Raw genomic sequence first — 25,519 nt, forward strand, 5'->3', positions numbered from 1 at the left:
GGCAAGACGTTCACCATGGCCAACGTGATCGTCAACGTGCAAAAACCCACATTGGTCGTGGTCCACAATAAGACGTTGGCGGCCCAGCTCTATCAAGAGTTTAAATCCTTTTTCCCCGATAATGCGGTCGAATATTTTGTGAGCTATTACGACTACTATCAGCCGGAAGCCTATATTCCGACCACGGATACCTATATCGCCAAAGACTCCGCCATCAACGACACTATCGACCAGATGCGCCATTCGGCCACGACGGCGCTGCTGCAACGCAATGACATTATTATTGTGGCGTCCGTCTCGTGTATTTATGGCCTTGGATCGCCTGAGGTCTATCACGACATGTTGTTGTATCTGGAGCCCGGCATGGAGATTCGCCGTGAGCGCATTCTGGCCAAGCTGGTGGACATTCAATATTCGCGGAATGACCTGGAGTTGCAGCGTGGGATGTTTCGGGCGCGCGGGGATGTCATTGAGATTTATCCCGCTTCCTCCGATTCGAATACGGTCCGGGTGGAATTGTTCGGCGATGAAGTGGAAGCCCTGTATGAAATCGATCCGTTGACCGGCAACGCATTGCGGAAGCTTCCGAAAATCGCGATCTATCCCAAGAGCCACTATGTGATTGCGCCCGATCGCTATGAACAGGCAATTACCGGCATTGAATCAGAGCTGGAAGAACGCCTTGCCTACTTTCGCCGGACGAATCAATTGCTTGAAGGGCAACGGATTGAACAACGGACGAGATTTGACCTGGAGATGATTCGAACCATGGGGTATTGCCATGGGATTGAGAACTATTCCCGTCACCTGAGCGGACGGGCGCCTGGCGAGCCGCCACCGACCCTGTTGGATTATTTCCCCAAAGACTTTTTGCTGATTGTGGATGAATCGCATGCCACCGTTCCACAGTTTGGGGGCATGTACGAAGGAGACCGTTCACGCAAAAACACCTTGGTCGAATACGGGTTTCGCCTGCCCTCGGCGATGGATAACCGGCCCTTGAAATTTCCGGAGTTTGAGGGATGCATGAATCAGGTGGTGTATGTCTCCGCGACACCGGGACCGTATGAATTGAAACATGCCGGGAAGGCGCTGGTTGAGCAAATCATTCGCCCCACAGGCCTCATCGATCCGGTGATGGAGGTGAAGCCTGCGAAGGGCCAGGTCGAACAGTTGCTCGGGGAAATCCGGCTGCGAGTGGCGAAGGGACATCGGGTACTGGTGACGACCTTGACCAAGCGTATGGCGGAAGATCTTACCGAGTATTATCACGACCAGGGGTTAAAGGTGCGCTATCTGCATTCGGATATCAAAACGCTTGAGCGGGCGGACATCATCCGGGATTTGCGACGTGGCGTCTTTGATGTCCTGGTCGGCATCAATCTCTTGCGGGAAGGATTGGATTTGCCCGAAGTCAGTTTAGTGGCGGTGTTGGATGCGGATAAGGAAGGTTTCCTGCGGGGGTATCGTGCGCTGGTGCAGACAGCCGGGCGCGCGGCACGTCATCGCGATGGCACCGTGATTCTCTATGGCGATGTGGTCACCGATTCCATGCGTAGAACTTTGGACGAAACCGGCCGCAGACGAACGATTCAGTTGGCATACAATGCCGAGCACGGGATCACCCCTGAGACGATCATTAAACGTATCCATGATTTGGAGTATCAATTGGCGGAAGCGGATTATGTGGATGTCTCCGTGGCGGCAGAGGCGATTGCGGCTTACGGAGGTGAAAAAGATTTGGAGAAGAGCATCACGGCATTGGAAAAAGATATGAAGGCGGCAGCCAAAGCCTTGGAATTTGAACGAGCCGCCCAGCTACGGGATACCATTCGTGTTCTCCGACAAAAGCAGATCCAGGTCGGTATCTAATTCGAAAATTCTACACCTGCCCTTGGGTCTCCCATCATTACCCAGGATTCAAGCGAATTTCAATCCTGAGCCTGTTGAAAAATCCGCTGGCGGACTTTTTCAGCACCCTGTTAGACGTGTTTATAGACGTAGGCGCCGAGGAACATACCCAGGACGGTGAGGAGGTTCATTTTCAGGAGGAAACCGATAGTAAATTTTATCAAGACCAAATTGACGGTGACCGGTGGATCTAAGCCCAAGTTCAACGCCTGAACAAAAATGTTTTGCACGGTTCCCTGAGGAGCCACGACCTGAAGAATTTCTCCTAAAATACTGCCTAACAGTCCGCCAATAAAAATAAATAAGAGTAAATAGCTCCCACTCTTTTTTAACACCCGTTGCCTCCCGGCGGATTGTTAGAGATCAGGGATTGCCTGTACATGAACTCTTGGAATGTTCAATGTTCAAGGTACGGTCGGACAAAGCGTTGGTTGGAATTGACTAAAAATATGCTTAGGGTAAACTCCTGAACACATTACAAGAAGCCTGAAGTTGAGTCAAGAAATAGGCTGTTGCGAAAGGCCTGTGGCCACACGGGTGTGTTTAGGGTGAGGGGGGTGTGAAAGAGGGAGGAGTAATGGTAAATCGCATGGTGCCCATTTTGCTGACGTCATTGGCGGTGTACCCCACGAAGATTTCGACGCGATAGCGGCCTGGTTGCCAGATCCCGTCTGGTGGAAAAAATTTCAGAAATCCGCTCTCGTCTTCCGTGGCAAGATCGACCATGTCTTCGTCGAGCCATTCGGGAGAATCCATCCCGGTTTCTAATTCAGAGAACAGACGGCCAATGATTGGATAGGACGACAAATGTTCATGGACGGAAAACACCAGGTACACGGAAGGGACGTGTGGCAAAAATCTATCGGTAGGCTTGACGGGTATGTGTGTATAGCCGCCACGGACGGTCGGTTTGACCTCGAAACTTTCTGCGAAATCCAAATTTAGAAATACCCCGGCGGGTTTTTGATCCAATGAAGGAATGAGCGGCGATTGGGAGTAACTATCATACGGGGCCGGGCCATCTGAGAAATGATCGGGTGGAGTCTCGTATTGGAAAAATCCGTGTTGTGTATCTTTTGGCTGCAACGCCGATGAGGAGTCGGCCGGGATGGGAGGATCATCGCCAAAAGCGGTGCCGAGCATCGCAAAGAGAACAATCGACATCAGGATGCCCAACAGGAGGTTCCGCGGCATAAGGGGCAAAGGATGGATCATGTTGGTCTTTGTGTAGAGGTTGTCTGTCTCCACATTCGTTATTTCCAACATTCTTTTCATGCTGCTCTTGAAGAGTCCACGTTCTCTACCTTCGATGGCGACATCGAGTCAAGGACTTTCGTTCTTGCCTTGCGGCACTAGGAGGTGTTTGCTAAGATTCCTGGCGATTCTACGCATTTTCATCTACTTCGTTGCCACAGGCATTATCATTCATTCTGTCTAAGGAATATAGGTTAGAACTATGGGTGCTTCATCAAGTATTGATCCCGATGCATTGCCGCAACTCGTAGGAGATTTTCAACCGGTAGATATGTGGCAAGCCCACATTAATCGAATATTTTACGGGTTGAGGGGAAGTCGTGTGCGAGAGTATTACCAAACGGTGGCCTCGGCAGATTTCCGATTAGGGTTTGCCCTGGCCGAAGACTATTGGCGTCGGTGTGGACAACGAGCGAAAACTCAAGCCGCCGATCAAGCGACCGCACCTTTGATCGTGATGGAATGGGGTGCCGGAAATGGAAATCTGGCAGCCTGTTTCCTGGATCGTCTTCAGGAACTCGATCAGGAACAGCTGATATTTCCAAGAATCACCTATCGTTGCATTGAGCGCGAGCCGGTCTTGTTGGAACAGGCCAAAGCCAATCCGGATTTGGCCAAGCATCGTGACCGGGTAACCTTTGAGCCTGTTTCTATCGAGGATCTGTCTGCCTGTCCGGATGGAAGTATTGATCGGATTATCTGCAATGAACTGTGGAGCGAGTTGCCAACTAAACTCATTCTACGAAAAGGTGGTGAAATTCATGAAGAGCAGCTTCGCCCCAATCTGAACGAAAAGCGGTTAGCGGATTTTCCTGATTGGACACAGTTTATTGAGGCATTTGATCAGCAGGACATCGAATCTCTTCACGCGTTACCCTCGTTTCTCGAAGACCTTGTCTGGGAGCGTGAATATCGCCCCATCGAGACCAAAACTTTTCCATTTCGACGAACGGTCGCGGATTTCCTCAAGCACATCGACGAAGAAGTCCTCGTGCCTTACAACGTGGGGGCATGTCAGAGTATCAAGGAAGCCAAGAGATTGTTGGCCCCGAATGCGATCGGGTTTAGCAGCTTCGATGCAGGGACGATCGATCCTCGTGTGCTGAATGATCCGGAAAAGCCCTGTTATACGGTACAGGGTGGCCAATTCAGCTTTATGGTCAACTTTCAGTTGATGCAAGATGTGGCCAGGCATATGGATATTCACACCGGCGTGATCGAATCGCAACGGGATTTTGTGGGACGGAGTTTGTCGACCAATGTGCTCAGTGTTATGGATCTGCTGGCATCACATCCTTTGCCGCCGGAAGGCCAGGCCTGGGAATTGGAGGCGTTAATTCTTCGTACCCTGGAGGCACTGAACCGCACCTACGTGAGCCCATACCAACGCCATATCGATTTTCCCCTTTCTGAAAGTACCCCGGCTCATGAACGCGCGGCTTTAGAGGATCTGGTGCATTCGTTACCGCCACATGGTGTGCCGGATACCATCGCGTATCTCACGGAATCGGAAATTTGGAAGGCCATGCCCGATTTGCAAAAATTAGGATACGATTCAGAAGGCATCAAGGACATGTTGCAACTTCCGCCACAACCCGTGGATTATACCCACATGTTTTTTTCCTCGAACGGGTCATAGTCATTGTTCACTGTCGCGAAATATTCCTCGTCGAGTTGAAATGATGAAGGCAGAACGCGGTTCATGATGGTGAGGTTGAAAGACTGTCGCCGTATGAGTGGAGACTGTGAAGGCACATCCGCAATCGGGAAAATAATGGCGGATGCAAGAAATTTGCAATCGGGTAGATTTTTTTAAAAGTGTTGTGTATACTGCGGCGGATTTTTCCAATAATGTAAACACTCATTTACAATAAGGCGAGGTTGCTGTGTTTGGATCGTTTGGATGGATGGAGCTTATGCTCATCCTCATCATTGTGCTCATAATTTTCGGTGCAGGAAAAATCCCGCAGCTTGGTGAGGGCTTAGGCAAAGCGATCAAGGGCTTTAAAAAGTCTGTGGCCGAAGCGGATGCAATGGATGTGACGCCTAATGATCAGGGCGAAGGTGGACAGGTCCCACCTCCCCAACCTGAACAATTGCCGACCCAACACCAGACAGCAGAAGTTCCCCCTCCGCCACCGGCGCAAGGGGTGACGCAGCCAACGGAATCCACGCAATCCAAACAGAGTTAATTCTCTGGTGAGACCGATACGGTGAAGACCGCCCACCGAAGGGACAGGCAACAGGGACCAAACCCTGATCAACGCTCAAGGTATACATTCAGCAGGCAGACCATAGAGGAGTGGGAAGATGTTTGGCTTAGGAGCGATGGAAGTTTTGATCATCCTGGTCATCGCGTTCATGCTATTTGGTCCCAAGGAATTACCGGAAATCGGCAAGCAGATTGGGAAAGCGGTCAAAGGGTTTAAGGAAACCACTGAAGATCTTCGGCAATCCGTTGAGCCGGAGATCAATATGATTACGCAGGAATTCAAATCGGTCGAACAAGATTTAGAATCGTCAATCAAAGAAGCCGAAGCAGAGATCAAAGGGGCGACAGAACAAGCCACCGATTCCGGTGGATCTAAAATGGGATAACCCAGTTAGGTGCGGCTCCATGAAGGAGTTGATTGCTGAATCGTTCGTTGATACTCAGGCATTATTGCAGCGTTTAAATTTTCTCTCGTGTCATCACGAATTCCTTCCGGACGGTCATCAGACTGTTCATCATACGCACTGCTGGCGGGTCTACGGTTCTCTTCTGTCGTGTTATTTTTGCCACTATCGTAGCATTCAAGCGATAGGGGAAAGAAATTAAATCATGAAGCAAGTTATGCAAAAGATATTGCTTTTTAATGATTTACGACAAAAAAGGAGACTTGGCATCTAAATGGCAAACAGGAATAAAGCGGGGCAGTCCTAAAATAGGGAAACTGTTTGATTACCGAAGGCATGTTTGTGCTTTGCTTGAGACGGCAAGAATAACGCAGTCAAGAAGGAAGCGGATGAGAGGGTCCAACAGTTCTGAAAAAATCTGGGGTACAGGATGTTGGAACTTGAATCCAGGGGTTTTTCACCAACAGGAGGAGTGCAATGAGGACTTTTTACCAAACCTTTAGCAGGTTGACAGCAGCGGCGTTGATTGTGGCCATGTCTGCAGCGCCAGGGTTGGCCGCCAAGACGACTCCGGCGACCGACAAAAACACCAATGTGTCGGCGGTCGGACGGGCCATACCAGATTTGGTGCCTTACACCGACTTCGATCCACCAATGGGCATATTTGATCCCAGCAAGTTGACCATTTCCGGCGACATGCGTGTGAGACCCGAGTTCAGAACAAACGGGAATTTTAGCAAAAATGGTGACAACAATGCTTTTTTCACCAGTCAATTGATCCGCTTGGGATTTAACTACGACCTCTCTCCTGATGTTGTATTCTTCGTGCAACCACAGGTTGCAAACAATTGGGGTTCGAACACCTCAAGTACGAATGTCACCGGCGCAGGCAACCCCGGTGGTACCGATACGCAGATGTTCCTCCGTCAGGGATACATGTTAGTCAGAAACTTCGTGCTTCCGAATTTAACGATGAAAGCCGGTCGGCAGTTGTTGGCCTGGGGTGATCATCGGATCTTTGGGACGTTCGATTGGAACAACGTCGGTTTTGCCTTTGACGGTGTGACCATGCGGTATAACCATGCGCAATTCCCTGTGGAAATAGGTTGGTTGCGTGTGGCGGAAGGAAACTGTGTGGCGAATGCCGGTGGCTGCACGAATGGTAAGGCGTCTAGGGGTGATGGAGATATCTTATTTTTCAGAATGCCCATGAAATTCGGTTCAGTGGCTGTAGAGCCTGCCTACATCTACGAAGATGGGGGTTCGACCACTGGTGGACCATTGACTGCCGGCGGTGGAACAGCCACGGGTCCCGTGGGTGGCCAGCAATCTAATCAAAAACGAAGCACGGTCGGTGGCCGGGTTGCTTTTAAGCAGGGAATGTTTGATGCCACCGGTGAAGGGTATTGGCAGTTCGGAGAGTTAGGAGTCCCGGGACAACCCAGCCAAACGCGGATTAATGCGTTGGCCGGGCATTTGGATGGTGGTATCACCTTACCGGTTCCTATGCAACCCCGTATCGGCGCGGAAATCAACTATGCGACCGGTAGCGACCCTAAGAATGGTGGACATACGTTCAGCCAATTGTTCCCGACGAACCACATTCACTTCGGGTACATGGACCTGATGTCCTGGCAGAATATGTTGACCTACGGCGGAAATTTACAATTGCGTCCGACTGCAGAAAGCCATTTCGAAATTGCCGGGCATATCATGCGGTTGGCGAACGAGAAGGACAACTGGTACACGGCTTCTCAGGCCACCTTCTTTAACACTCCTGCCAACAATAAAGAAAAGTCCCTCGGTGGTGAAATCGACGTGGTGTACACCTTGTTCTTCCAAAACAACAAAGTGGGATGGCAAGTGGGCTACGGCCACTTCTTTACCGGTGACTACTTAAAGAAGAATGGTTTTGGCACGGCTGATCAAAACTGGGGCTACACCCAGCTCTGGATCAACTTCTAAAAATTATTTCTTAGGGGACTTAACCCTCCCCGTTATCCTGAAACGCCCTGGCTGGGAAACCCAGCCAGGGCGTTTTTTTTTAGCCCTCGCCTGGGACCTGATAGGACCGGGGTTCGATCAGGCAGGCGAGTACTACTTGCATGGTGCGTCTGGAGGAGCGCGACCATACCTACGGCAAAAAGACTCAAACCCATTTTTATCCTAGATCGCCCCCATCCGCCTCACGATTGCAGACTCTGCCTCATGCGTGGTCTATGAAAGTGTGGGAGGGGATCGGACAGGTTCAGGTGGTGCAAGAAAATCATCGAAAAGTCTTGCGTCTTGAAACCGAGCAGGGCTGCATCAGTCTGTTCAAATTCGCTGACGGTAAATCTTCAAGCGAATCCTGTCCGTCTCCTGGGAATGGAACGGGCTCACGCTTCCTACTGGTGGGGAGGGCAGCCAGTCTCTACACGAGGCAGTCATAGGGCCGCCTTGTACCTGGTATTTTCATTCAGGGAGGCATCAATCAGGAAAACTATTTTTGGATATATTTGGGACAATGCTCGTCCGGTCGGGACAATTTTTCTACGCCCAAATGATCCGTCAGTTCATTATGTAGTCGCGCGCAGTGGGCCGGCTCAGCTCGGAGCGTGGTTAACAGAAGAGCGGAATGTGCTTGCGGATTATCGAAGCATCTTTGGAGAGGAACCCTCCATTTTAGAGGGCATGTCCTTAGTGGTGAAATCTGATCAGACAGGTTCGAAATCTGCCAGTTTATTTGGTCCTATCTCCTTTGATTCCGAAGTCCAGTTGGCCAGGGAGAGTCAGGATCAGGGGGGTGAGCAGTCTCAGGCTAACTCGAAGAATAAAATTATTTGAGCTCTTCTCATGTACTTTTGATTGAAGTATGCCCAGGGTACGAACTAAATGGGAGTGTTGAAAAAGTTCCTATCCGCGTTCCCTACCTCCCTTCGCCGAAGTAGCTACGAAGGCTGAAAGCGGCTTTGCGTCTATGCGGTGAACCATTTGGACGCGCAAGCGCGCAGGCAGGTCGTCTCTGGTTGTTCCTCACGTGCGGCTCCGTCCGTCCAAGTGGCTAAGGGCTTTCCTTCGAGAAGTCTCAGGACAGGACCGGAGAGGAATTTTGAGCACTCTCTCAATATCTTGCGGGAGGTCTCGGGCATTCAGTTGTTAATGAATAGGTCAAATGTTTTGAATATTCAACAGGCCAGAAATAATTCTCGATCATTCACATGCGTAATCTTATCCTGGTGTTTCTTCCCGCGTGGTGATTTTTCCTGCCTCAAAACTCCGTTTTACCCCAACCATATATTTCTGAATCGATATATCCTCAACCAGGATGACATGGATAAAGCTCCCCCAAAGTTTTTGGCAAACGTTCGGGGTTACCGGGAATGCTGTTTTCTTGTGGGCCCGGGTTGGATCTCAGTCATAATGGTATGAGTTCCGGGTGGCAGGCCTTCGGAGAGGATTATCCCGATGATCAGCTCGCCTTTGAGCTGTTCCCTGACTTCCCCGATGCGCCCTCGAATTTCAGCCGTTCGCTTCTCGCCGGCTTTCAATTCCCCGATCGGCATAGGAATAGGAGCAACACGTTTAAAGGCTTCGACTAACATGGGTGTGCCGCGTAGCTCCACGTAGGCGGATGGGATGGTTGATCCGCTGACATTGGTGGTTTCGATTAGCAAGATCACCGCCTCGCCTCCTTCCAAAATGAGGTTTCGATTGGCATCGACCAGTTTGGTTCGGAATTGGACGGAAGGGCTTATGACAGGTTGAGGAGGCGTGGCTGTTGGGGCAGGATTCCTCATAGGAAAGTGAGAGGGTGGTGTGGTCCCTGATGGTTCGGCATAGGAGGATGGATTGGTGACAACCGGTGACAATACTTGCCCCAAGCGGGGCATCACACTGATCATTTCCTTGGCTAGCTTTTCGGCGGCATTTTCCACTGTTCCATCAAGTTGCTGTGTAGCGCATGAGCTGGCTGAGCTGGAGAGGGCGTGGACGAACAGGTTAACTTTCTCGTGGTAGGTCAGGGGAGTTTGGGCCAGGGAGGTGCCTTGCGGATCTTCATAGACAACAAGAAGTTTCAGATCCACAAAGGCCGTGTACTGGGGTTCTGTAGCCATTAAAGTTACTGGATCAAATAAAAATTGATTAAGATCCACGATTACTCGATAGCCATCGGGAGGTGCGCCTTGGGCATCCCCCACCGGCGGTTCGGCTCTGACGCCATTGAAGCGATTTTGGCCGACTTTGAGAAAGGTTTTGGCGATGATCTCACCTACCGGAATCGTATAGGGCAACCCGCACGCATCCACCGTCTGAGTATGGTTCAGGAGATTGGGTGCGAACGCATAGGTAATGGAGAAAGGAATTCTTGGTTCTGAATGATCGTCGAAAGTCAAACGGGGAACGGAAACTTTGTCGCAGGCGGAAAGGACGGACAATACAACAGCTAATAGGCTGTATTGAAAGATTTTATTTATGAATGGGCACACAGCTCTACCCTACCCCAAGATCTTGAAAGATGGCAACAAGACCCTGCTTTTTACACGTAGGCGGCCTTCTTCTGTATTGAAATCAGAGGCGGGTATTCATTGGAAAGAAACCCCTAACATTTTTTCCGAATAATAGACTTTGGGAAGGACGGAGAGACAAAGAGACCGTGGGAAATGGACTCGTGTCCGTATAACGGAAATGATTTAGAGAGGGAACGTTGAATTCTGGAATCCGCCTTGCCTCCCGCTCGCTTTGTTTTTCATTGAAACACCACCTATTCGGTTTCTCACTTTCTTGTTCTTGACGATTCCTGATCCGAGAGAAGACAATTAATCGTTATGACCAATGTCACCTTAACCGTTGGAGGCTTCACCATGTGGCGTCACATCTGGTTGATTGTCGGGTTGTTGTGTTCGTTTTCTTCTTTTGGCTGTTCGTTGGACAATACTCCAAAACGTCTGGGGTCTTACCTTCCTCAACTCTCCGCCCAGGAAGGAGTTGTGACACAAACGGCGCTTCCAGCCGAAGGCGTGACCAGTATCTTGGTAGTTCTGAACGATTCAGGATTTGAAAAATCGGCTCCCGAGCTTCGCCGTGGGACGCTGGAAAATCTCGGGGAACATCTGAAAACGCAAATTCAGAAACAAGTGCCGATTCAAATCACTTCGGTCGTGTATCCTGAAGATTCGAAGCCCAATGGCTCTGCTGCCCAATTTATTCAATTGGCAAAGGAGCAGAACGCTCCTTATCTTCTGTTGGCGGTATTGTCCAGTTCAGAGTGGGAAGTGTTTGCGAACCTTTCGTTGCAGGGCAACGAAGGGGGTGGGATGCGCAGTATGGGTCTCCCAGGCTATCGGGCCGAAAATTACGCTCGGGTTGAATTAGCGTTGCTTGATGGCCAAACCGGCCGACCTGTGGTCTCCACGGACGGTCAAGCATGGGCCTCACTCGAACGATTGAATGTCCCGCTTGAATCTAATGTATACCCGGTTGTCCGAAGATATCAGAACCAACCACCTATTTATCCCAATTCTGAGAGTGAGGAGTACGAGACTCTTCGCTGGGTTTCCGGGCAGGACGCCATTGCCCAAGCGGTCATGCATTTGGAAATATTATGGAAGAAGAACCAGGCAACTTCCTGATACCCGATGATCCTTGTCGGAATATGGTTCATATGTCTTGTTACTTCTATTATGGTGGGGTGTGGTGCAGGTCCCACACCCCGGATGATTGACTTTCTCGGAGAAGACGCCTTTGCACACAGTGTGCGTCCACACGAAAATGATGAGTGGAGGCAGCAGTCAATAATCGGTTTGGTGGTGTATTCCGATGCCGCAGGTCAAAAAACCGCTCCGGCGATCATTTCTGAGTATCTTGAAATTCTCACCCGACGAACGGAAGAATTTCTCAAGCAGCATTGCGCTTTTCATGAGATAGTGACCGTTCCACCGTTATTTAATCCGGTTAACCTGGCTCAAGAACTGAAAGTCCAAGGACAACGTTAGCGCGTTCCCTATGAAATCGTGGTCGTGTTTTCAAGTCGGGAGCAGGCTGGCCCTGAAAAAATCGGGCAAGCCACGATGATGACACTAATGAGTGGAACTGTCATAGAAAAATCAGCGATGGCTGAGGGGACCATTCCCATTCTTAAATTGTCGGATTTCACCGTGGGCTTTTGGACATCGGGAATTGGGACTAAAACCTTAGAACAATTAAATGTGCCAATTGTCTCAAACCGTCCACTAGATGCCCGTGACATTTTGAGGGCTCAAGCGGGTCAACATGCTCTGGACCGGGCACTTGAACGCTTGGGCTCGGCTTGTCAGAGCGAGAAGAAAGCGCGGTTAGGTTTTACCGATAATTTTCGAATTGCAGATCGAGTCCGAAGTCCTGCTCTTTCAGATGCTTCATGACAGCTTGGAGTTCATCTTTACTTTTGCTTTGGACCCTGACTTGTTCCCCTTGAATTTGTCCCTGGGCCTTAAATTTGGCTTCTTTGATCGATTTGGTGATGGCTTTCGCTTTGTCCTCGGGAAGTCCGCTTTGAATGGTAATGGTTTGTCGGACGGTTCCCCCTAGCGCTTCTTCCACTTTTCCATACGTCAGGCCTTTCAACGACACATTGCGTTTGACGCATTTGGCCTTGAGAATATCCAGGACGGCGTTGAGTTTGTAGTCATCATCCGAGATTACTACTAATTGCTTGTCTTTTTCTTTTAACGTGAGCTCGGTTTTTGTTCCTTTGAAATCAAAGCGTTGCCCGACTTCTTTTTCGGTCTGATCCACCACATTTTTCATTTCCTGCATGTCGATCCGTGAAATGACGTCGAAGGAATAGTTGTCTGCCATAAGTCTCCTTACCGGTTGTTGTTGCGGGTCGCTGGATTAGCAGCACCGTCCTGCGGGAAGTTGAATGCCTTCGCCTTCAATCACTTCAGTGCTGTTCAATGGCTGTTTGTGAACCAGGTAGCCATACCATTTTCTGGCGCTGTCTGTGAGGACAATGAGTGCGAGTATGGCCACCAGGCCGACGAGTGAGGCATTGATGGCCATGGACAGGCCTTGCGACCCATCGGGTGAGAGTGCCCGACCGATAAAGATCACCAAGAGTTCATAGCATCCCGCCAGCGTGATCACGCCAACAAACACCATCGGGATCACGGTCACCCACAGATAGGATGTTTTGTTCATTTTGATGAGCACGGTCGTGGCAATACAGAGAGCGAGCATGCCGAGTAATTGATTGGCCGCCCCGAACATAGGCCAGATGGTCGCAATGGATCCGGTGCCAATGAGATATCCCCACCCGCCAACGACGAATAGACTGGCGCCCAATACCCCGGGCCACCAATTGATCTGTTTGAGCGGGGCATAGACCCGTCCCCCTAACTCCTGTACCAGGTATCGGGCGACTCGGGTGCCGGCATCAATCGTGGTTAAAATGAACAGGGCTTCGAATAAGAGGGCGAATTGATACCAGTAAGCCATGAGCCCGGACATTCCCGGCAAGCCTGAAAAAATCGAGGCCATGCCAACAGCTAAGGACACAGCACCTCCTGGACGGCCAGACACATCGACTTCAACAAGCCTGGAGAGTTCCTTAATGTGGGCGGTCGGAAATCCCATGGTCTCCAAAGTTTCAGCCGACAGGTTGGTGTTGATGGCGAGATAGTCGCCGGGAATGAGGAGGCAGGCGGCAATGAGCGCAATCACGCCGACAAAGCTTTCCAGGAGCATGGCGCCATAGCCGACAATCGCCTGGGATTCCAGACTAATCAGCTTCGGCGTGGTTCCGGAAGAGACCAGGGAATGAAATCCGGAAATCGCCCCACAGGCAATGGTGATAAAGAGAAATGGAAATAAGGTTCCCGGAATGATCGGTCCATTGCCAGCCACAAAAATTGTGGTGCGAGGCATCTCAATGGTGGGGGCGAGCACAATGACGCCGACGGCCAGAAGGGCGATTACACCTAATTTCATAAATGTTGAGAGATAATCTCGAGGGACCAGTAACATCCAGACGGGGAGGACTGAAGCGAGAAATCCATATGCCGCGAGGCACCAGGTGAGTGTGGTGCGATCCCAGAGAAACCATTCTGCCCAATCTGATTGGGCCACGGTTCGCCCCACGATAATGGCCAGCACTAACAACCCTAATCCGATCAGGGTCATTTCTCCGACCCGTCCCTGGCGGAATTTTTGAAGGTATAGTCCCATGAGCAGAGCGATGGGAATGGTCATGACGATGGTGAAGGTGCCCCAGGCATTGTGGTAAAGCGCGTTGACAACGGCCAGACCTAATCCGGCTAGCGCGACGACCACGATAAAGAGTACGGCGATGGCCGTGGCCAGGCCAGTGATGGGACCCAATTCAGCATGGGCGATTTCCGGAAGTGAACGACCATTTCGTCGCATGGAGGCCACGAGAATAATGAAATCCTGGACTGCGCCTGCTAGAACCGCGCCGATGACAATCCATAAAAACCCTGGGAGAAAACCAAATTGTGCTGCCAGCACGGGACCGAGTAATGGGCCCGCTCCGGCGATGGCTGCAAAATGATGGCCGAAGAGAATGTATTTGTTGGCGGGATAGAAATTGGTGCCGTCTTCCAACCGGTGCGCGGGTGTTCGACGGCGGTCATCCAGGTTCATGACGCGCTGCGCCAAAAACCGACCATAGAACCGATAGGACAACACATAAAAACATGAGGCGGCGACCACGAGCCACAGCCCGTTAACTTTTTCGTGTGGATTGACTATGCCCACAACATGGCCGAAAGCCACGGCACAGAGTCCGGCGAGTCCTAGCCATCCGATCTTATGCAACAAAGACATGCGGGGCATCCTAGCAATGGGAGAAAAGGGTGTAAACGGGGTGGAGACTGAGAGGTGTTCAGGCCGACATGTGGTCAGGTCGGCGTTTGTTCATGAAACACAAACGGGGGTTTGCCTGCTTTTTTTCGCAGGGAGTTGATGGCGTTAAGAATCTGGGGTTGCCGAATGAGTTTTTGTTCGACCCGGTGTTTTCCGGGAAAATCCAGAAACAAGATTCCCAGGACCATTGTGAGGATTCCTTGTCCTGGTAAGACCAGCATGGCGATTCCGGCTACCAGAAAAATGAGTCCCAAGCCGTTTTTCACCATCAACCCAAGTGTGCGAATTATTGGATGATGATTAGCAAACCACCTGCGGGGGCCATGATTGTTAAAGTAATCAGGTGGAAGGCGAATTAATATAGCAGGGATCGCAATGAGAGTTCCTACAAAGGCAATGAGAGAAAAGGTGATCATGCCGATCCAGATTTCTCGTGGAACCCAAGCTTCGGCATACTGAATTATTTGATCAATCATGGTTGGACCAATTTTTCATATATAATAGAGCACATCTATGGTAGGCGTATTAGCGAAGGGTCCGGTTGTATTCTGAAAAATATACACTTTATAATTGCTCAATGGTATTTGTATTCATTCTATCAGGTGTTTGAGGTTTCCAAAGCCTTGAGTGAGACATGATGGCACAGTATTGGTTGTTCAAATCAGAGCCGACAACATTTTCCATTGATGATCTGGTTAAATCTCCACGGCAGACCACATGCTGGGAAGGCGTACGTAATTACCAGGCTAGAAATTTCCTGAAATCCATGAATGTTGGGGATATGGGATTTTTTTACCATAGCAATGCGGATCCTCCAGCCATAGTCGGAATCATTGAAGTGGTCAAGGCCGCTTATCCAGACTCATTTGCATTCGATTCAAGGAGCCGATATTTCGATCCGCGCAGTGCTCCGGACTCGCCCCGTTGGTTTCTTGTGGATGTGCGGTTCGTGAAAAAGTTTCCTCAGGCCTTGTATTTGGATCAGTTACGAGCCATTAAGGGACTAGAGGAAATGGAACTTCTGCGTAAAGGTTCTCGGCTCTCGGTTCAACCAGTGCGTCCGAATGAATGGCAACGGGTGTTGGATTTGGTTCCGAAAAAGACTGAGCCTTTGTCCACCAAGAAGTAGCGGCGTAGGGGGTTTCAAGGTTTTTTGTGGATTCCTCTTCTATTTTTTTCTGGTTATGGTGAATGATTCGCTGTGGGAAACACCTGTAAAAATGGGTGAATGGTGACTTCCTGAAAAACCCCAAAAAGGGTATAGGGATCATCCTTGGCAAAGGCTTGGACTTCTTCGAGTGATTCTGCTTCAACCACGATTAGGCTTCCCATTTTATCGGTCAGAGGACCAGCCAAAATAATTTTGCCTTGTTGTGCCCATGCTTCAAGCCGTTTGAGGTGGGCTTCCCGGTAAATGGGCCGTTTTTGTGCCCCCTCGGGGCCATCTTTTCCTAGAATCACGAATTTCATTCTTTCGCTTCTGTATCTTTACTGAAGTTGCATGGATTGCCTGACTTCTACGAGGGTGATGGGAAATCCATTATATCAGGAGGCGGTGGTACGGCCATTTTTCACAGGAAGATTTGGTTGTCTGGAGAATGGGCTTGAAACGAATAGGTGAATGCGAGGCAAGTCTTATGGATTCTGGTCTTCTATAGGTTGTCTGTTCGCATATCCGCTGTCGATATCATGCCACCAGCGAACCTGTTCTTCTCCCGATTTCCAACATAAAAATACCAGTCGGTCATCAAGCATAAACGGGAAATCACATAATCCAATTTCGACATCTTTAATCACCACACCCAGTTCCTGTATGGCATGCAGGCTTCCATTGATGTCTTGTAACCCTTTGATATATTGGACACCCATGACCGTTCCCCCTCCACATGACGCTTTGGCGCTGGCTTTTTTGACTTCTTCCCTCGTATCAATAAGTATTTGTCGCCCAGCTTTAATGTTGCCCCAAAATTGTTCCAGCTCAGGGATTAATCCGTTGGCTTCGGAGAGGGTGAAAATCCGTTCACTGGAAAAGGGAAAACCTGAATCAGACATTGGAGAGAGCCCTTCTTTGTTGACTTTCAATTACCGTCATAATGGTTTACCATAATAAGAAGAAGGGTGCCAACCATGAGGGAATAGAGTGCCTTTCTTAAAGAGTGGTTTGGGGAAAATTTGAGTTTCTTGTCGCAATATCCGAAAGTAGCCTATTGACAAGTCGTTCAATAGTGAGATAAATAATTACTTAAGACCTGCCCATTTGATAGCAAAATCCATTTCTGCCAATTAACTTCTCGGACTTCAGGTATTATTTCAAATCGTAGATAGGACAACACGGGTGGTTTTAACAAGTGTGGTTCTTCAGTTTCTCTAAACATTCTTCCTAAACACACAACAGCGGTCTAAATCTTTTATTTTTATAGATTCTGGAGTGGTTCCCTTTTCGGGGATCGCCAAAATTTGCAGCGCACAACCCAGATGAAAATGTTCCTTTCCTTTCCACCCCTCGTAACAGGCTAAGCCCACGAGAAAACCCTTCCGGCCTAATGAATGGAGTAACCAAATGTATCTTGCCGAATTGAAGCAAAAGTCCATTGGAGAATTAAATGAAATCGCGCGTGACTTAAAAATTGATGGCGCGCCGAATTTGCGCAAGCAAGAGCTGATTTTCTCTATTCTTCAAGGGCAGAGCGACAAGAACGGAGTCATTTTTGGAGAGGGAGTCCTGGAGACTCTGTCAGATGGATTTGGATTTCTCCGGGCCCCGGATTCCAACTACTTGCCGGGACCTGATGATATTTATATTTCCCCGTCCCAGATTCGACGATTTAATTTGCGGACCGGGGATATCGTTTCAGGGCAGATTCGTCCGCCGAAGGACGGAGAACGGTATTTTGCGCTCTTGAAAGTCGAAAAAATTAATTATGATGAGCCTGAGGTGCAGCGGGATAAAATTCTGTTCGATAATCTCACTCCGTTGTATCCCGAAGAACGAATCAACCTGGAATTTGATCCTGAAGAGTATTGCACAAGGGTCATGGAACTCACGACGCCAATCGGCAAAGGACAACGGGGATTGATCGTGGCCGCTCCCAGGACGGGAAAGACCATGCTCTTGCAGGCTGTAGCGCGATCCATTATCGCGAATCATCCTGAAATTGTTTTGATTGTCCTCCTGATCGATGAACGACCGGAAGAAGTCACCGACTGGCAGCGCCAGGTTAAAGCCGCCGAAGTGATTAGCTCCACGTTTGATGAGCCACCTCAGCGGCATGCCCAAGTAGCAGAGATTGTTATGGAAAAAGCCAAGCGGTTGGTCGAACACAAACGGGATGTGGTAATTTTGTTAGACAGTGTGACTCGATTGGCGCGTGCCTACAATACGATTTCCCCTCCCAGTGGAAAGGTGTTGTCCGGGGGTTTGGATTCCAACGCCCTTCAACGGCCTAAACGGTTTTTTGGAGCCGCCAGAAATATCGAATTTGGTGGAAGTTTGACGATTCTGGCCACGGCCTTAGTTGATACTGGAAGTCGAATGGACGATGTCATTTTTGAAGAGTTTAAGGGCACGGGCAATATGGAAGTGCATTTAGATCGTCGTTTAGCGGATAAACGGCTCTTTCCAGCCATCGATATCAGCCAATCCGGCACGAGAAAAGAAGAGTTATTGGTTGATCGCGACCGCCTGAATAAAATGTGGATCCTTAGAAAGGTATTAAGTCCTCTCGGAACCATGGAGGCGATGGAATTTCTCATGGATAAAATTGGCGGAACCAAGAGCAATAATGAGTTCTTGCAATCTATGAATCGATAATTCACAATAGGGGTTTCGTCTTGAGGGTTTTTTAAGATTTAGACTTTGAATCGAGAGATGGCGTTGAAGGAGGTAGCATGAAAAAGGGCATTCATCCGGCTTATGAATTTGCAAATGTGAGTTGTGCGTGCGGCATGACCTATCAAACCCGGACGACCGTGGGAGACATGAAGGTCGATATCTGTTCCAGTTGTCATCCGTTTTTCACGGGCACTCAAAAAATTGTGGATGCTGAAGGACGGGTAGAACGTTTCAATAAAAAATACGCCAAATTGACGAAGCCAAAAGCCAAAGCATAAAGACTTTTTCCTCTTCTCCATTGTCCTGCCTATACAATCCTCGAGGGGATGACGTGCGTGCAGGGTGTTGAAGGAGCCCTGTCTTCCGTTATTTATCTATCTACGGTCGACATGACGGGTCCTTTCAGCATGCGTGCACCAAAATGCTGACAGGGTCTCCTCGATTCAGTCCCACCATTAATAGGCTAATGTCCGTGTGAGGATGGTGGGCACGGTTGTTCAGGAAAGAGAGCCTGTTGAGTTATTTGATTTCCTGTTAAACTACGTATATGCCACCGGTTACTAAAGCAGAGCTGAAAGAGGGTGGATTATTTAGCAAATGGGAGGCCATTGCGAATAAGTATGACACCCTCAACGATCAGTTATCGGATCCGGCTGTCCTGTCTCAATCAACCCTTCTGGTTGCGCTCAATAAAGAGCGGGCGGAGCTTGAGCCCATTGCGCAGTTGTTTGCTGGGTACCGACGGGTCGTCGAGGAGATTGCTCAGGCCCGGCTGATGACCGAAGATCTGCAATTGGATCCCGACATGCGTCGTTTGGCGGGGGAGGAATTGCAGAGCCTGGAAAGTCAACGCGAAGCCATGGAGGCCCAAGTCATTGAATTGCTCTGCCCGGCGGATGAAGGGGATAATAAAAATTCGTTCATTGAAATTCGCGCAGGGACCGGGGGAAGTGAGGCGGCACTTTTTGCCGGAGATCTCCTTCGTATGTACACGAAGTTTGCCGAAGCTAAGGCGTTACGGGTCGAATTGATGGAATTTCAGGAAACGGGTCTTGGGGGGATCAAAGAGGCAGTATTGCTGGTTGAAGGCAAGGGAGCCTTTGGACATTTCAAGTATGAAAGTGGCGTGCATCGGGTGCAGCGGGTTCCCACGACAGAGGCGAATGGACGAATTCATACGTCCACTGCCACGGTCGCGGTGATGCCGGAGGTTGAAGAAGTGGAGGTGCACATTGATCCGAAAGATTTACGGATTGACACCTATTGTTCATCAGGGGCTGGTGGACAGAGTGTCAATACGACCTATTCCGCGATCCGGATCACTCATATCCCGACGGGAGTTGTGGTGACTTGTCAGGACGAGCGATCACAGCTAAAAAATCGAACGAAGGCCATGAGAACCCTTCGGACACGAATTGGCGATGCCGAGCGCGAAAAACAGGAAGCCTCCATTGCTCAACAACGCCGTTCCCAAGTCGGGACAGGGGAACGGAGTGAGAAAATCCGCACGTATAATTTTCCACAAAATCGCGTGACCGACCATCGAATTGGACTGACGTTGCACAAATTGGATCGGGTGATGGAAGGCGACCTTGATGGGTTAATCGCGGGCCTTAAAGCCCAATGATGCCTTTCGTGTAACCCCCTGTCCGTCTCCTCCGACTGTTCAACGCATGTGCGCTTTTTGAGGCTCAGATGCCCCCCTTCACTTCCTTTACACAGTTATATCGTGGTGCGGTTGAGACGCTGACTCAAGCGGGGATTGCCAATGCCCGCAATGAAGCCCTGTGGATTCTTGAGGATGCCCTTGGTATTACGCGACTGCAACTGCATGCGAATCCAGATGCTCCCGTTGATGCGGAAGTCTGTCAGCGGGCTGTCGCCTTGTTTCAGCGCCGTGCGTTACATGAACCACTTCAGTATGTATTGGGAACTCAAGATTTTTTTGGTCTGGATTTTCTCGTACAATCCGGGGTGCTTATTCCAAGACCGGAGACAGAATTGCTGGTGGAGGAGGCTATTGGGTTTCTGGGGACTGACGCGCGGCCGGTGATTCTGGATGTCGGGACGGGCTCTGGATGTCTGGCGATCAGTCTGGCGGTCAACCTTCCTGGAGCGGTGATTATCGCATCAGACAAGTCAGTTCCGGCGCTGCATCTTGCGAAGGTCAATGCCATGCGTCATGGGGTTGCGCAACGAATTCTGTGGGTGGCCGGTGACCTGCTTTCCCACTTGTTATCCGAAAATTTAGCAGGTAAAGTGACCGCCATTATTGCTAACCTGCCGTATATCTCCCATGTGGAATGGGAACACCTTTCTCCGGATGTCAAAGATTTTGAACCACGGCTGGCGTTGGATGGAGGGCCGGATGGACTCGATGTGTACCGGCGGTTATTGGATGAATCGCCAGGACTTATCTCCTCAAAGGGATTTATCCTCATGGAAGTGGGAGTTGGTCAGGCTGACCTTCTGTGCCGGGATCCTTCCCTCACGAATGCGTTTAAGATTGTAAAGGTCCGGCCTGATTCCCAAGGCATTCCACGAGTGGTGTGCGTGCAACAGCGCCTTGTATAGACACGGAATATTATAAATGGATCAAATTCGAATCACGGGAGGATTGCCTTTAAAGGGGTCCGTTGAAATCGGCGGAGCCAAGAATGCCGCCCTGCCAATTTTGGCAGCGACGTTGTTAGGGGGTGGGGAATGCGTAATCGACCATGTTCCACACGTTCGTGATGTAATGACGATGGGAAAATTACTGGCCTTGTTGGGAGTGACGGTTCAAGAGGAAGGCGACAGGGTCAGACTGGATGCGGCTCAGGTGCAATCGATTGAAGCGCCGTATGATTTAGTCAAAACGATGAGAGCCTCTATTTTAGCCTTAGGCCCTTTACTCGCTCGGCTGGGAGAAGCCAAGGTTTCTCTGCCGGGCGGATGTGCGATCGGCACCAGACCGGTCAATCTTCACCTTAAAGGATTGGAGATGATGGGTGCGGAAATTCAAGTGGAGCATGGATATATCCATGCAAAAGCCGGTCGTCTCAAAGGGGCAAGGATTGACCTGGATTTCCCGACGGTCACGGGCACGGAAAACCTGATCATGGCGGCTTGTCTGGCGGAAGGGACCACGAGTTTGCATAATGTCGCGCGGGAACCGGAAATCACGGATCTCTGTGCATTCTTAACCAAGCGGGGCGCCAAAATTCATGGGATGGGAACGGACACCATTACGATTGAAGGGGTGAAGGAACTTCATGGCGCAGGGCATTGGGTGATCCCAGATCGAGTTGAAGCCGGCACCTATTTGATGGCCGGAGCCATTACCGGTGGGGATGTGATGGTGAAGGGATGTATGACGGATCACTTAGGCAGCGTCCTGAAAAAAATACAGGAAATGGGTGCGGAGTTAACCGAAAGCCATGACGGCGTACGAATCCGCCGTTCCGGTCCGCTCAAAGCGGTGGAAATTAAAACTCTTCCCTATCCAGGCTTCCCGACCGATCTCCAGGCCCAAATGATGGCGTTGATGTCGGTGGCAGAAGGCGTAAGCGTGATTTCTGAAACCATTTTTGAAGGGCGGTTTCTGCATGTCCCGGAACTTCACCGGATGGGCGCGTCGATTGAGATTGATGGGCCACATGCCGTGGTCAAAGGTGTGCCGTTGCTCACCGGTGCACCCGTCATGGCCTCGGATTTGCGCGCCAGCGCCGGCTTGGTGTTGGCTGGTTTGGCCGCTGACGGCGAAACGACCGTGTCCCGAGTCTATCATTTAGACCGCGGCTATGAGCGGCTGGAAGAAAAATTTCAGGCCCTGGGCGCGAAGATTGAGCGCGTTCGCGAGGTGGCATGAGCGACGTGATTACCATTGCCCTTTCCAAAGGTAAACTTCTTGATCCGACTCTTGAATTGTTCCGGCAGGCAGGCTATACGGGATATCATGTGCGAGCGGATGACCGTCGATTAATTTTGGAATTCCCGGAGCACGGGCATCGGGTCTTAATTGTTCGCCCAAGCGATGTGCCGACCTATGTCGAATATGGCGCCGCCGATTTAGGTGTGGTTGGTAAAGATGTGTTGTTGGAGCAGAGCCCGGATGTCTATGAACCGGTTGACTTGAACTTGGGAGTCTGTCGGCTGGTGGTCGCCAGGCCGAACGGGCCACAGCTTGTGCAGCGGATGTCTTCCAAGCTTCGGGTGGCCACCAAATATCCCACGATCACTGAACGTTATTTTAACCAACAAGGTTTGCCTGTGGAATTGATTAAGCTTTACGGGTCGATCGAGTTGGCCCCATTGGTGGGGTTAGCCGATCGGATTGTCGATCTTGTGGAGACCGGAAACACCTTGAAGGCCAATAATCTGGTAGAGGATGAAGTCATCGCCTGGTCATCTGCCCGATTGATTGTGAACCGGGCGAGCTTAAAAATGAAACATGCTGTAATTACAGAACTGATTGCCCGGGTGAAGAAAATTCTTTCCCGTTCCCGTTCCAAAAAGGTCCACGTATGAAAATTGTTTCCCACAAGGACCAGGGGTTTTCGCAGGCGGTGAATCGTGTATGCCAGCGGGCAGCTCAGCAAAACACCAAGGTTGAAAAAGTAGTCAGGACAATTTTGGATGCTGTTCGGCAAGAGGGCGATCAGGCGCTCCAGCGATTGACCTGGAAATTCGATCACGTCCGAATCAGTGCTGACGGTCTTCGTGTGACGGCGAAAGAGATCGAACGTGCATACGGTGAGCTTCCGTCCTCAGATATTAAAGCATTGAAATATGCTGGGAACCGTATTCGGACTTTTCATCGTCGACAACGCAGGAAATCCTGGGTCTATCATCAACAGGGGATACAATTGGGCCAACGGATCACGCCGTTAGATAGTGTGGGTGTGTATGTTCCAGGCGGAAAAGCCCTGTATCCATCATCGGTGCTGATGAATGCCATCCCCGCGAAAGTGGCTGGTGTGGAGCGAGTCGTCATGTGTACGCCGACCCCGACCGGCATCATCCATCCCGCCTTGTTGGTGGCGGCGGATGTCGCAGGAGTGGATGAAATCTATCGGGTCGGTGGAGCCCAAGCCATTGGGGCGATGGCCTTTGGTACCCCGACGATTCAGCCCGTCGATAAAATTGTCGGTCCTGGGAATTTGTATGTGGCTACGGCCAAACGCCTGGTCTATGGCCAAGTCGATATTGATATGATTGCGGGTCCGAGTGAATTGCTGGTCATTGCCGATTCGGCCAGTAACCCCCTTCATGTTGCGGCCGATCTCCTATGCGAAGCCGAGCATGATGAGGAAGCGTGTGTCTATCTGGTGACGACGTCTCTGACTCTTGCCAGACGGGTTGTGACGGAAGTGACCCGCCAACTCGCACAGTTGGGACGCCAGGCGATTGCGTCCAGGGCCATTCAAAACCACGCAATGGTATTTGTTGTGCGGACATTTGATGGGGCATTTGAATTAGCCAATCGAATTGCGCCTGAGCATTTATCATTAAATGTGGATCGGGCAGGAGACTATGTGTCCCGTATTCGGCATGCGGGTGCCATTTTTGTGGGGCGCTATACCCCTCCCGCAGTTGCGGATTATGTGGCAGGGCCCAATCATGTGTTACCGACAGGGGGAAGCGCCAGATTTTTTTCGTGTTTGGGTGTCGATGAGTACATAAAAACCAGCAACGTGGTGTCCTATTCGCAAGCCGCGTTGCGCAAAGCCAATGCCCAGGTGCTGCGTCTATCTCAACTGGAAGGCCTTGATGCACACGGGCGATCGATGGAGAGTCGATGGATATGAATCAACAATCTGTTCACAGAACAGCATTTCAAGAACGGAAGACCGCAGAAACGGCCATTCGGGTGCAATGGGGCCTGGACGGGAGCGGCAATAATCAGATTAAGACCTCAATTCCGTTTTTAGATCACATGTTGAATTTGTTCGGCAAACATGGATTTTTTGATCTAACCGTGGAAGCGAAGGGTGATATCGAGATTGATGACCATCACACGATCGAAGATGTGGGCATTGTCATGGGGCAAGTCCTCACCAAGGCCCTTGGCACGAAAGAGGGTATTTCGAGGTTCGGGTGGGCAGCGGTGCCGTTGGATGAAACCTTGGCTCAGGTGACCGTGGATCTGAGTGGCCGGCCGTACCTCGTGTACAATGTGGCGCTTCCGACGAGGTATATTAAGACGTTTGATTTGGGGCTGTTTGAAGATTTTTTTCAGGCTTTTGTGAGCCAGGGAGGGTTGAATCTTCATGTGAATGTGCCCTACGGAAGAAATCCTCATCACATTATGGAGGCGATTTTTAAAGCGTTTGCCAAAGCCCTAGACCAGGCCGTCAAACGAGAGGAGCGGCTTCAGGGAGTCCTCTCCACCAAAGGATCGTTGTAGATAGGGTGACCACGCTGACGGATTAGAAAGAGAAATGAGCAGGACATGATCGCCATTATTGATTATGGGATGGGAAACCTCCGGAGCGTGCAGAAAGGGTTTGAATATGGGGGTCATGAAGCGGTCGTGACTCGAGACCTTCATGTCATTGACCAGGCCAGTCATGTGGTCTTGCCGGGTGTGGGTGCATTTGGGGATTGCATGGACAACCTGGTTCGCTTTGAGCTGACGGATGTCATTCACCGTTCCATAGCCTCGGGAAAGCCATTTCTGGGCATTTGTTTAGGCTATCAATTATTGTTTTCGGAAAGTGAAGAGTTTGGATGTCATAAAGGGTTAGGAGTCCTTGCCGGAAAGGTGAAGGCGATTCCCCGACCAACTGAAGATGGGGAAACCTTATTCAAGATTCCTCATATGGGCTGGAATACGATTCAAGTCAATACGGACGCTCCGCCTTTACGTGGGATTGCCTCCGATTCCTATGTGTATTTCGTGCATTCCTACTATGTCGAACCGGCGGATCATGGTCTCGTCAGTACTCAAACCGAATATGGAATTCCCTTTGCCAGTAGCGTCTGGAAAGACAATATCTTTGCCACCCAATGGCATCCAGAGAAAAGTCAGGCCGTCGGGTTGCAGGTCTTGAAGAATTTTGGTGATTGGCAATGAGAGGA

Annotated in this window: 26 protein-coding genes and 1 pseudogene; 19 read left to right on the top strand and 8 right to left on the bottom strand. The window is 50.2% G+C overall.

Annotated features, from left to right (window positions below; all coding sequences use genetic code 11):
• A partial coding sequence (uvrB, locus tag AAH187_RS10380) for an excinuclease ABC subunit UvrB (RefSeq protein WP_342348389.1) occupies positions 1-1,872 on the top strand: 1,872 nt, incomplete at its 5' end.
• A gap of 110 nt (positions 1,873-1,982) precedes the next feature.
• On the opposite strand, the gene AAH187_RS10385 is transcribed toward uvrB, so the two are convergent.
• Together AAH187_RS10385 and AAH187_RS10390 are read right to left on the bottom strand one after the other, a co-directional pair.
• Positions 1,983-2,246, bottom strand: coding sequence for a DUF4321 domain-containing protein (locus AAH187_RS10385; RefSeq protein WP_342348390.1), 264 nt, complete (start codon positions 2,244-2,246; stop codon positions 1,983-1,985).
• 208 nt (positions 2,247-2,454) lie between these two features.
• Positions 2,455-3,186: a hypothetical protein gene (locus AAH187_RS10390; protein WP_342348391.1), complete on the bottom strand. Its 732-nt coding sequence runs from the start codon at positions 3,184-3,186 to the stop codon at positions 2,455-2,457.
• A gap of 181 nt (positions 3,187-3,367) precedes the next feature.
• Between AAH187_RS10390 and AAH187_RS10395 the strand changes: the two genes are divergently transcribed.
• The 5 genes and pseudogenes from AAH187_RS10395 to AAH187_RS10415 all read left to right on the top strand — a co-directional run bounded on the left by AAH187_RS10395 (position 3,368) and on the right by AAH187_RS10415 (position 8,607).
• Positions 3,368-4,804, top strand: coding sequence for an SAM-dependent methyltransferase (locus AAH187_RS10395; protein WP_342348392.1), 1,437 nt, complete (start codon positions 3,368-3,370; stop codon positions 4,802-4,804).
• A 247-nt stretch (positions 4,805-5,051) separates the two neighbouring features.
• Positions 5,052-5,357, top strand: coding sequence for a twin-arginine translocase TatA/TatE family subunit (gene tatA / locus AAH187_RS10400; RefSeq protein WP_342348393.1), 306 nt, complete (start codon positions 5,052-5,054; stop codon positions 5,355-5,357).
• 118 nt (positions 5,358-5,475) lie between these two features.
• Positions 5,476-5,610: pseudogene (gene tatA, locus AAH187_RS10405) on the top strand (twin-arginine translocase TatA/TatE family subunit); the annotation flags it as partial.
• 648 nt (positions 5,611-6,258) lie between these two features.
• Positions 6,259-7,746, top strand: a complete 1,488-nt coding sequence (locus AAH187_RS10410; RefSeq protein WP_342348394.1) for an alginate export family protein — start codon at positions 6,259-6,261, stop codon at positions 7,744-7,746.
• 321 nt (positions 7,747-8,067) lie between these two features.
• Positions 8,068-8,607 (top strand): DUF3047 domain-containing protein, encoded by a 540-nt coding sequence (locus tag AAH187_RS10415; RefSeq protein ID WP_342348395.1) that lies wholly within the window; start codon positions 8,068-8,070, stop codon positions 8,605-8,607.
• 527 nt (positions 8,608-9,134) lie between these two features.
• Here the strand turns inward: AAH187_RS10415 and AAH187_RS10420 are convergent.
• Entirely contained in the window at positions 9,135-10,250 is a 1,116-nt protein-coding gene (locus AAH187_RS10420) for a hypothetical protein (protein WP_342348396.1), read from the bottom strand.
• Positions 10,251-10,589: 339 nt separating this feature from the next.
• Between AAH187_RS10420 and AAH187_RS10425 the strand changes: the two genes are divergently transcribed.
• The 3 genes from AAH187_RS10425 (at position 10,590) to AAH187_RS10435 (ending at position 12,164) form a co-directional block, all read left to right on the top strand.
• A complete protein-coding gene (locus AAH187_RS10425; protein WP_342348397.1) occupies positions 10,590-11,393 on the top strand; it encodes a hypothetical protein in 804 nt (267 codons plus the stop codon).
• Positions 11,394-11,477: 84 nt separating this feature from the next.
• The gene (locus tag AAH187_RS10430; RefSeq protein ID WP_342348398.1) at positions 11,478-11,756 is read left to right on the top strand and encodes a hypothetical protein; all 279 of its coding nucleotides are present in this window, start codon (positions 11,478-11,480) and stop codon (positions 11,754-11,756) included.
• An 18-nt stretch (positions 11,757-11,774) separates the two neighbouring features.
• Positions 11,775-12,164 carry a hypothetical protein gene (locus AAH187_RS10435; protein WP_342348399.1) on the top strand — a complete coding sequence of 130 codons (390 nt, stop codon included), beginning with the start codon at positions 11,775-11,777 and terminating at the stop codon, positions 12,162-12,164.
• On the opposite strand, the gene AAH187_RS10440 is transcribed toward AAH187_RS10435, so the two are convergent.
• From AAH187_RS10440 to AAH187_RS10450, 3 genes are all read right to left on the bottom strand, one after another.
• Positions 12,103-12,600 (bottom strand): YajQ family cyclic di-GMP-binding protein, encoded by a 498-nt coding sequence (locus tag AAH187_RS10440; protein ID WP_342348400.1) that lies wholly within the window; start codon positions 12,598-12,600, stop codon positions 12,103-12,105. The genes AAH187_RS10435 and AAH187_RS10440 overlap by 62 nt on opposite strands.
• A gap of 36 nt (positions 12,601-12,636) precedes the next feature.
• On the bottom strand, positions 12,637-14,586 hold the full coding sequence (locus AAH187_RS10445; protein ID WP_342348401.1) for a carbon starvation CstA family protein: 1,950 nt from the start codon (positions 14,584-14,586) through the stop codon (positions 12,637-12,639).
• Positions 14,587-14,660: 74 nt separating this feature from the next.
• Complete coding sequence (locus AAH187_RS10450) at positions 14,661-15,101, bottom strand: PGPGW domain-containing protein (RefSeq protein ID WP_342348402.1); 441 nt, start codon at positions 15,099-15,101, stop codon at positions 14,661-14,663.
• 158 nt (positions 15,102-15,259) lie between these two features.
• On the opposite strand from AAH187_RS10450, the gene AAH187_RS10455 reads away from it, so the two are divergent.
• Positions 15,260-15,754 (top strand): EVE domain-containing protein, encoded by a 495-nt coding sequence (locus AAH187_RS10455; RefSeq protein ID WP_342348403.1) that lies wholly within the window; start codon positions 15,260-15,262, stop codon positions 15,752-15,754.
• Positions 15,755-15,807: 53 nt separating this feature from the next.
• On the opposite strand, the gene AAH187_RS10460 is transcribed toward AAH187_RS10455, so the two are convergent.
• Positions 15,808-16,095 (bottom strand): YciI family protein, encoded by a 288-nt coding sequence (locus AAH187_RS10460; RefSeq protein WP_342348404.1) that lies wholly within the window; start codon positions 16,093-16,095, stop codon positions 15,808-15,810.
• A gap of 165 nt (positions 16,096-16,260) precedes the next feature.
• Positions 16,261-16,677 carry a DUF2203 domain-containing protein gene (locus tag AAH187_RS10465; RefSeq protein ID WP_342348405.1) on the bottom strand — a complete coding sequence of 139 codons (417 nt, stop codon included), beginning with the start codon at positions 16,675-16,677 and terminating at the stop codon, positions 16,261-16,263.
• A gap of 508 nt (positions 16,678-17,185) precedes the next feature.
• Between AAH187_RS10465 and rho the strand changes: the two genes are divergently transcribed.
• From rho to hisH, 9 genes are all read left to right on the top strand, one after another.
• Entirely contained in the window at positions 17,186-18,436 is a 1,251-nt protein-coding gene (gene rho, locus AAH187_RS10470; RefSeq protein WP_342348406.1) for a transcription termination factor Rho, read from the top strand.
• Between the two features lie 77 nt (positions 18,437-18,513).
• A complete protein-coding gene (rpmE, locus tag AAH187_RS10475) occupies positions 18,514-18,735 on the top strand; it encodes a 50S ribosomal protein L31 (protein WP_342348407.1) in 222 nt (73 codons plus the stop codon).
• A gap of 269 nt (positions 18,736-19,004) precedes the next feature.
• Complete coding sequence (gene prfA / locus AAH187_RS10480) at positions 19,005-20,084, top strand: peptide chain release factor 1 (RefSeq protein ID WP_342348408.1); 1,080 nt, start codon at positions 19,005-19,007, stop codon at positions 20,082-20,084.
• A 68-nt stretch (positions 20,085-20,152) separates the two neighbouring features.
• Complete coding sequence (gene prmC, locus AAH187_RS10485; RefSeq protein ID WP_342348409.1) at positions 20,153-21,031, top strand: peptide chain release factor N(5)-glutamine methyltransferase; 879 nt, start codon at positions 20,153-20,155, stop codon at positions 21,029-21,031.
• Between the two features lie 16 nt (positions 21,032-21,047).
• On the top strand, positions 21,048-22,307 hold the full coding sequence (murA, locus tag AAH187_RS10490) for a UDP-N-acetylglucosamine 1-carboxyvinyltransferase (RefSeq protein ID WP_342348410.1): 1,260 nt from the start codon (positions 21,048-21,050) through the stop codon (positions 22,305-22,307).
• Positions 22,304-22,966, top strand: coding sequence for an ATP phosphoribosyltransferase (hisG, locus tag AAH187_RS10495; protein WP_342348411.1), 663 nt, complete (start codon positions 22,304-22,306; stop codon positions 22,964-22,966). Before murA ends, hisG begins: the two co-directional genes overlap by 4 nt.
• A complete protein-coding gene (hisD, locus tag AAH187_RS10500) occupies positions 22,963-24,246 on the top strand; it encodes a histidinol dehydrogenase (protein WP_342348412.1) in 1,284 nt (427 codons plus the stop codon). The genes hisG and hisD overlap by 4 nt, the downstream gene beginning before the upstream one ends.
• Positions 24,243-24,845 carry an imidazoleglycerol-phosphate dehydratase HisB gene (gene hisB, locus AAH187_RS10505; RefSeq protein ID WP_342348413.1) on the top strand — a complete coding sequence of 201 codons (603 nt, stop codon included), beginning with the start codon at positions 24,243-24,245 and terminating at the stop codon, positions 24,843-24,845. The genes hisD and hisB overlap by 4 nt, the downstream gene beginning before the upstream one ends.
• Positions 24,846-24,890: 45 nt before the next feature.
• Positions 24,891-25,514, top strand: a complete 624-nt coding sequence (hisH, locus tag AAH187_RS10510; RefSeq protein WP_342348414.1) for an imidazole glycerol phosphate synthase subunit HisH — start codon at positions 24,891-24,893, stop codon at positions 25,512-25,514.
• The last annotated feature ends 5 nt before the right edge of the window (positions 25,515-25,519 follow it).

This window comes from uncultured Nitrospira sp. (assembly GCA_902500695.1).
Taxonomy (GTDB): domain Bacteria; phylum Nitrospirota; class Nitrospiria; order Nitrospirales; family UBA8639; genus Nitrospira_E.

What these genes read in the sequence shown, in the direction of transcription:
- AAH187_RS10390 (WP_342348391.1), bottom strand. Translation starts at nt 3,186, where the DNA reads ATGAAAAGAATGTTGGAAATAACGAATGTGGAGACAGACAACCTCTAC.
- hisB (WP_342348413.1), top strand. Translation starts at nt 24,243, where the DNA reads ATGAATCAACAATCTGTTCACAGAACAGCATTTCAAGAACGGAAGACC.
- prmC (WP_342348409.1), top strand. Translation starts at nt 20,153, where the DNA reads ATGCCCCCCTTCACTTCCTTTACACAGTTATATCGTGGTGCGGTTGAG.
- AAH187_RS10440 (WP_342348400.1), bottom strand. Translation starts at nt 12,600, where the DNA reads ATGGCAGACAACTATTCCTTCGACGTCATTTCACGGATCGACATGCAG.
- AAH187_RS10410 (WP_342348394.1), top strand. Translation starts at nt 6,259, where the DNA reads ATGAGGACTTTTTACCAAACCTTTAGCAGGTTGACAGCAGCGGCGTTG.
- murA (WP_342348410.1), top strand. Translation starts at nt 21,048, where the DNA reads ATGGATCAAATTCGAATCACGGGAGGATTGCCTTTAAAGGGGTCCGTT.
- AAH187_RS10460 (WP_342348404.1), bottom strand. Translation starts at nt 16,095, where the DNA reads ATGAAATTCGTGATTCTAGGAAAAGATGGCCCCGAGGGGGCACAAAAA.
- AAH187_RS10465 (WP_342348405.1), bottom strand. Translation starts at nt 16,677, where the DNA reads ATGTCTGATTCAGGTTTTCCCTTTTCCAGTGAACGGATTTTCACCCTC.
- hisH (WP_342348414.1), top strand. Translation starts at nt 24,891, where the DNA reads ATGATCGCCATTATTGATTATGGGATGGGAAACCTCCGGAGCGTGCAG.
- hisD (WP_342348412.1), top strand. Translation starts at nt 22,963, where the DNA reads ATGAAAATTGTTTCCCACAAGGACCAGGGGTTTTCGCAGGCGGTGAAT.
- AAH187_RS10445 (WP_342348401.1), bottom strand. Translation starts at nt 14,586, where the DNA reads ATGTCTTTGTTGCATAAGATCGGATGGCTAGGACTCGCCGGACTCTGT.
- rpmE (WP_342348407.1), top strand. Translation starts at nt 18,514, where the DNA reads ATGAAAAAGGGCATTCATCCGGCTTATGAATTTGCAAATGTGAGTTGT.
- AAH187_RS10395 (WP_342348392.1), top strand. Translation starts at nt 3,368, where the DNA reads ATGGGTGCTTCATCAAGTATTGATCCCGATGCATTGCCGCAACTCGTA.
- prfA (WP_342348408.1), top strand. Translation starts at nt 19,005, where the DNA reads ATGCCACCGGTTACTAAAGCAGAGCTGAAAGAGGGTGGATTATTTAGC.
- AAH187_RS10455 (WP_342348403.1), top strand. Translation starts at nt 15,260, where the DNA reads ATGATGGCACAGTATTGGTTGTTCAAATCAGAGCCGACAACATTTTCC.
- AAH187_RS10450 (WP_342348402.1), bottom strand. Translation starts at nt 15,101, where the DNA reads ATGATTGATCAAATAATTCAGTATGCCGAAGCTTGGGTTCCACGAGAA.
- rho (WP_342348406.1), top strand. Translation starts at nt 17,186, where the DNA reads ATGTATCTTGCCGAATTGAAGCAAAAGTCCATTGGAGAATTAAATGAA.
- AAH187_RS10425 (WP_342348397.1), top strand. Translation starts at nt 10,590, where the DNA reads ATGACCAATGTCACCTTAACCGTTGGAGGCTTCACCATGTGGCGTCAC.
- hisG (WP_342348411.1), top strand. Translation starts at nt 22,304, where the DNA reads ATGAGCGACGTGATTACCATTGCCCTTTCCAAAGGTAAACTTCTTGAT.
- AAH187_RS10430 (WP_342348398.1), top strand. Translation starts at nt 11,478, where the DNA reads ATGATTGACTTTCTCGGAGAAGACGCCTTTGCACACAGTGTGCGTCCA.